Origin of the sequence: Autumnicola edwardsiae (assembly GCF_031846505.1) — a bacterium.
GTDB classification, from domain to species: Bacteria; Bacteroidota; Bacteroidia; order Flavobacteriales; family Flavobacteriaceae; genus Autumnicola; species Autumnicola edwardsiae.
Map to the genome: position 1 here is coordinate 1 of NZ_JAVRHP010000138.1, position 5,529 is coordinate 5,529.

A 5,529-nucleotide genomic window follows, 5' to 3' on the forward strand; every position below is an offset into this window, starting at 1 on the left:
TTAATTCAATGCCTGCTCCGTGTTGAAAAACTAATTGCCCTCCTAAATACCCCGTTCTGGCAACCCAACCTACTAAAGCAGCAAATAGAATAATACCCACCCATTTAGTCCAAGTTCTATTATACTTAAAGTAGTAAAGTGCAACTCTAAATAAGGCAGTTACAATTGCAAGCCATAAAGTTATCGTGGCTGCTTCTTCATGAAGTTCCATAGGTGCTTGAAGGATTCCGTCCGTCATTCCATCACCAGCATAGCTACCACTTACATAAGCTACTATTGCTCCTAATGAACCTAGTAATAAAAGATAGAATGCGGCGTTTTTAAAAAATTGCTTTTTGTTGATAAGAGCTATTATTTCCGATAGGAAGCCGACAAATATTAAGGCTATCGGGAAGTGGATAACCATGGCGTGAATGTGTGGTGCTGTTAACATTTTGATGTGATTTTAAATTACACATCAAATGTATTTCAGTCATTTAAAGTTTGTCTGAAGTAAAACTTAAGATTGGCTTAAAAGATAATAGTAAACGTAGTTCCTAAACCAAATTCACTTTCTACTTCAATTTTAGCATTTATAGCGTCAGCTGCTTTTTTGGCTATAGAAAGACCTAAACCATTGCCTGAAATATTCCTATGGTTAAGTGCATCTGACCTGAAGAAATTGTTGAACAATTTATTCAAATCTTCTTTTTTAATGCCTATACCTTCATCTTGAACCTTACAGATTATTTTAGAACCTAATTGTGTTATTAAAATATAAACATTGGTCGCGTTTTTAGCATATTTTGCAGCATTACCGATAATATTTTCAAGGATTAGATTTGAAAAATATTGAGGTACTAATGTTTCATTATCAATATCATTTTCAAAACTTATCGATAGCTTTTTTTCTGATATTTTGTTTTTGTGTCTTGAAAGAATTTCATCGATTATGGTCGCCAAAGGCATCAAGGATTCATCTGCTGAATTTGTAATAGTATCCAATCTTGCTAATAGTAATAGTTGTTCTATTGTGGCAGTCATTCTATCTATTTCCGTAAGACTGAATTTGATTTTTTCTTCATATTCGGCACGTTCTCTTGGTTTACGAATCAAAACTTCCAATGTTCCTTTTAAGGTTGCCAAAGGTGTGCGTAGCTCATGAGAAGCGTCTGAAGTAAATTGTCGTTCTCTTTCCAAGGCGTTTTCGATACGTTGCAACAAGTCGTTGATACTGAAAGACAAATCGAACAATTCATCTTTATTTTGAGGCAATGCCACACGTTCGTTTAAGTTGTTCCTAGTAATTCTATTTGTGGTTTCCGTTACGCTTTTTACCGGAATGATGCTTCTGCCAGCGATGAATTTAGAAATAAAATAGAGACTCGCCAAAAGCAATAAATAGACCAGTAGTAAAATATTTCTTAAATTGTACAGTACCATTTGCGATGCTTCTAATGACATCGCAGCGACTATAAAACCCTTTATTTTTCCGTTTTCTTCAATTGGTAATTGTACTTGTCTTATGGGTCTTTGATTTAAAATATCGTTATAATGCCCTCCATAATTAGATTTTGGATGAAATACAAGCTCGTTTTCTTTTAGGTTAGGGGATTTATCCATAAAAGTACCATTCTTATCCCAAAACTGGATGAAAACAGGGTTGACCTGTACCTCTCTATGTTCTCTTTCTTCCCACTCTTTTTTATTTTTTATTTTAATACTATCGCCTACAATTTTTATTTCTCTGGTATGTTTTTCTGCTTCGAAAGACAGGTCGCTATCCAAATTTTGATACACCACACCTTGTACTACAAAATAAACTGCTGTAAAAGCAACTGCCATTATAATTGCAGTTGCAATCATATAATGTAATGCTATTCTATTTTTAAAACTTAAATTCATAGTTCCTTTGCAATGTAACCGACACCTCTTACTGTTTGGATGTAATTCTCTTCTTTTCCCAGTTTAAGCTTATTGCGTAGTGCATTAATGAACACGTCTATTACGCCTGTATTATAATCAAAATGAATATCCCAGACGCTTTCAATAATTCGCGACCTTCTGCATACCATACCTTTATTGCGTATTAAATGCTCTAGCAATGCAAATTCCTTTTGCGTCAAACTTATTTCTTCGTCGCCTTTAAATACTTGATAGGTTGCTGTATTAAGCGTGATGCTCCCAAGCTTAAAAACGGAATGCTCTCCAGATTTAGGGCGTAATTGTACCTTGATGCGTTCTAAAAGTTCTTCAAAATGAAATGGCTTTTTTATATAATCATTCGCACCTGTTTGAAGTCCGAAAATGGTTTCGTCCAAAGTGTCTTTTGCTGTTAGAAAAATTACAGGTGTTTCTTGATATTCCTTTCTGAATTGGCGACATATTTCTATCCCACTTATACCTGGCACCATCCAATCTAACAACAATAAATCGTATTCGCCTGAAAGTGCCATTTCAAGCCCTTTTTTGCCTTCTTCAGCGATGTCCACAGCATAAGACTCTTCCTCTAAACCTTGTTTAAGAAAGTTGAATATACCTGGTTCATCTTCTACTATTAATATTCTCATCGCGCAAAAGTTACAATTTTTAATTAAGTTAAGATTTGGTTTTTCTTAAGATTGGCTTAATATTTTATCAAATTTTTCAAGGCCGTTTTAAGAACTTAAAGTAGGATGCTTTTTGTTTTAGCAATACATCTATCTAACTAGAGCATATACCAACGTTGTTATTTAGCGAAATACTTCAACAATTAAAAACCCCGCTTTTCTCCTTTAAGCAAGTCGATTTATCATTTTTTTCACCTTTTACCTTTTACCTGATTATAATGAAATGAATTATATAGAAATAAAGTATTTCATGAAATTTAAAAACAGTACAAATAGGATCAACAAAACAAAAACGATAAGCACCAAAATCCAAACTATTTTATCTTTTAAGGTTATGCTACTTTTCGTAGATTTTACCTTTTTATATTCCTTTAAAACTTTTTTTCGTCTTTTTGTTTTGATAATTGCTGTCTTTCAAATCTTGATTTTCTATAAAAATTGATTTAATACACAAAAATCAATCTCTTACCTTAGAGTTTGATTAATAGATTCTTAAAACTTCCTTAAGATAGTCGGCTATCGATTAACAGTAAAAAACTTACACTAACTTTACAAATTCAAGATGATTAATTTTTACTAATTATCAAAATACTCGTTGAAATGATTACCATACTAACCACAGGCGGAACTATTGAAGATCTGGATAATACGGTTGATAAAGAAATCAAAAAATCGAAGGTAACTATTGAAGATTTTCTGAAGAATGCTAATTTGGATTTAGAGTATTCCATTGAGAGTGTCTGTAAAAAAGACAGTAGGACTTTAAATGAAAATGACAGAAGACTGATAGTACATAAGATAAAGGCTTCCAATGCAACTAAAATATTAATTACTCACGGTACTTTCACTATGGAAGATACTGCAAAATATATAGGAAATCTCAACCTCGGTAAGACCATTGTTTTGGTCGGGTCTATCATTTTAGGGTCGTCTGCAAACACAGATGCACCTTTTAATTTAGGGTATGCAATCAGCTCATTACAATTTCTAAAACCAAACGTTTATATTGCTATGAACGGACAAATATTTCTTTGGAACAATGTTTCCAAAAATTTAGAAACCAACAAATTTGAGCACAATGAATAATCACGTTAATGTTTGGCACTTCAATGCATTGGACAACTTTCTTCTATCTTTTAATAGATACGTTCATTGTATTGCTTACACTCTACTTTTCAAGAAAATATCCGCGCAGTAGTCTAAGCCGTTTTCTCTATCTTGGATTGTTGTTTATTGCCTACAATACTACAGGTGGTTTCCTACCGATTAATAATTTTCCAGGCCCTTTCATTTTACAATATATCATCACGTATGGTGTTGCAATAGCATTATGTGTTTATATCGTTTACTACCTCTATAAAGAATACGATGTTGTTGTTTTAAAATTTAATTCATCCATTAGAAATCTTGCTATACTGGCAAGCGTGAGTTTTATAGTACTGTTTCTCATTCCATATTTTTTAACGGATTCCCTTAAGTCTGCTCGCTTTCTTTTTACCATACCTATATCTGTTATTGCTTTTATTTTTCTGTTTATTTTCTACCGTCGTATCTCGAATCCCAGCAACCCAAATGCATTTATATTAAGAAGAAACAAACTTTCAGTAATAAGTGTAACAAGTATTGCTTTACTTCCTATTTGTACTGTTATTGGCGATTTTCAATGGCTAACTTTCACAGTAATGAATATTGCCTTTTATGCTATTACTGCCATAGAAATTGAGAGATATTTATATTTCATTGAGAACAACAATAGAATGTACGAGGTCTTTGCTCTAAAGAAAAAGAAGAGAAACGAATCAATAGAGCAAAAAATTATTTATGAGGATTTGACTAGAAGAGAAATCGAGGTTGCCTTGTCAATTCTAGGTGATTTGAGCTATAGAAATATTGCCAAGGATCTATTCATTGCAGAAAGTACAGTATCAAAACACGCTTCCAATATCTTTAAAAAAACAGGTGTAAGGAATAGGCGTGAGTTTTTAAAACGGTTTAGAAAAAAAAAGAAGTAAATTTTATCAGTCTCACAAATCCAATGTTTTCAATATATCACTGCATATCCGTAGAAAAATACGGACTATTCCGTAATTATATACGGTACGTTTTACCTGTGAAGCTTTTAAGTAATGATAACTTACAGAGAGTTCCACAGAATACACCAATGAGCCACAAATTTTATGAATCGTGGCATTCATTTATAATGTTTTGCAGGACTACGATGACATTTAATCAACCTTATCAATTAAATTCCATTTCTATGATTTACAACTTAAAAGTTCCTGCTTATGAATTCGCAACTACTATCAAAAACATTATTGAAGGATCTGGATGAAATTAAAATCCAGAATACAAATATTTTAGAACAAGCTTATCGTTCAATAAAAGCGTGCCGTAAATTACTGAGTGCATATAAAAAAGAAATAATTGAGACGAAATTTAAGACAATTCAAGATGAAATTAATTTCTTCAAAAAGACAAAGCAGGTTCCTCTCATCAAACTCATCTATTTTTCTGAAATCCATTCGTTTGAGATTCAACTTCCAAAGGGCGATAAGGACGCCCAATTGAAATCGATTAAGAAGAAAATCAGTAAAATAAATCGTTTCTTCCTATATAATATTGACTTTGGGCGCTATGTAAATTCTGGTGCTACCCATTTTGACAAGGAATATTATACCAGAGATTACCTCGAAACGTTTCATATCACAACCTCTAAATTCTACTTTCAAGACCCAGAGTTTTGCACACCAAGGGATATGCTGCTTGGCAAATACAAGGCATATGATTTGTTTGTGGTTTATTTAGATGAAAAGAAATACAAAATCCGGAAAGGATTGAACGGGAAACTAAATGGTAACAAACCAATAGAAAAAATGCATTGGCCATTTTCAAATACAGATTACGTAGAATTGGTGTATTCGCTCTGCTCAAAGGGATTGGG

At 32.8% G+C, this 5,529-nt stretch carries 6 protein-coding genes; 3 read left to right on the forward strand and 3 right to left on the reverse strand.

Annotated elements, in window-relative coordinates; translation table 11 throughout:
• The 3 genes from RM529_RS15705 to RM529_RS15715 all read right to left on the reverse strand — a co-directional run.
• Positions 1-433: DUF2231 domain-containing protein (locus RM529_RS15705; protein WP_311485700.1), on the reverse strand; the 433-nt coding region annotated here is incomplete at its 3' end.
• Positions 434-510: 77 nt separating this feature from the next.
• Complete coding sequence (locus RM529_RS15710; RefSeq protein ID WP_275617359.1) at positions 511-1,884, reverse strand: HAMP domain-containing sensor histidine kinase; 1,374 nt, start codon at positions 1,882-1,884, stop codon at positions 511-513.
• Positions 1,881-2,549: a response regulator transcription factor gene (locus RM529_RS15715; RefSeq protein ID WP_275617360.1), complete on the reverse strand. Its 669-nt coding sequence runs from the start codon at positions 2,547-2,549 to the stop codon at positions 1,881-1,883. The genes RM529_RS15710 and RM529_RS15715 overlap by 4 nt, the downstream gene beginning before the upstream one ends.
• Positions 2,550-3,188: 639 nt before the next feature.
• On the opposite strand from RM529_RS15715, the gene RM529_RS15720 reads away from it, so the two are divergent.
• The 3 genes from RM529_RS15720 to RM529_RS15730 form a co-directional block, all read left to right on the forward strand.
• Positions 3,189-3,674 carry an asparaginase domain-containing protein gene (locus RM529_RS15720; RefSeq protein WP_275617361.1) on the forward strand — a complete coding sequence of 162 codons (486 nt, stop codon included), beginning with the start codon at positions 3,189-3,191 and terminating at the stop codon, positions 3,672-3,674.
• An 8-nt stretch (positions 3,675-3,682) separates the two neighbouring features.
• Positions 3,683-4,600, forward strand: a complete 918-nt coding sequence (locus tag RM529_RS15725) for a LuxR C-terminal-related transcriptional regulator (RefSeq protein WP_311485701.1) — start codon at positions 3,683-3,685, stop codon at positions 4,598-4,600.
• A gap of 273 nt (positions 4,601-4,873) precedes the next feature.
• A partial coding sequence (locus RM529_RS15730; RefSeq protein WP_311485702.1) for an RteC domain-containing protein occupies positions 4,874-5,529 on the forward strand: 656 nt, incomplete at its 3' end.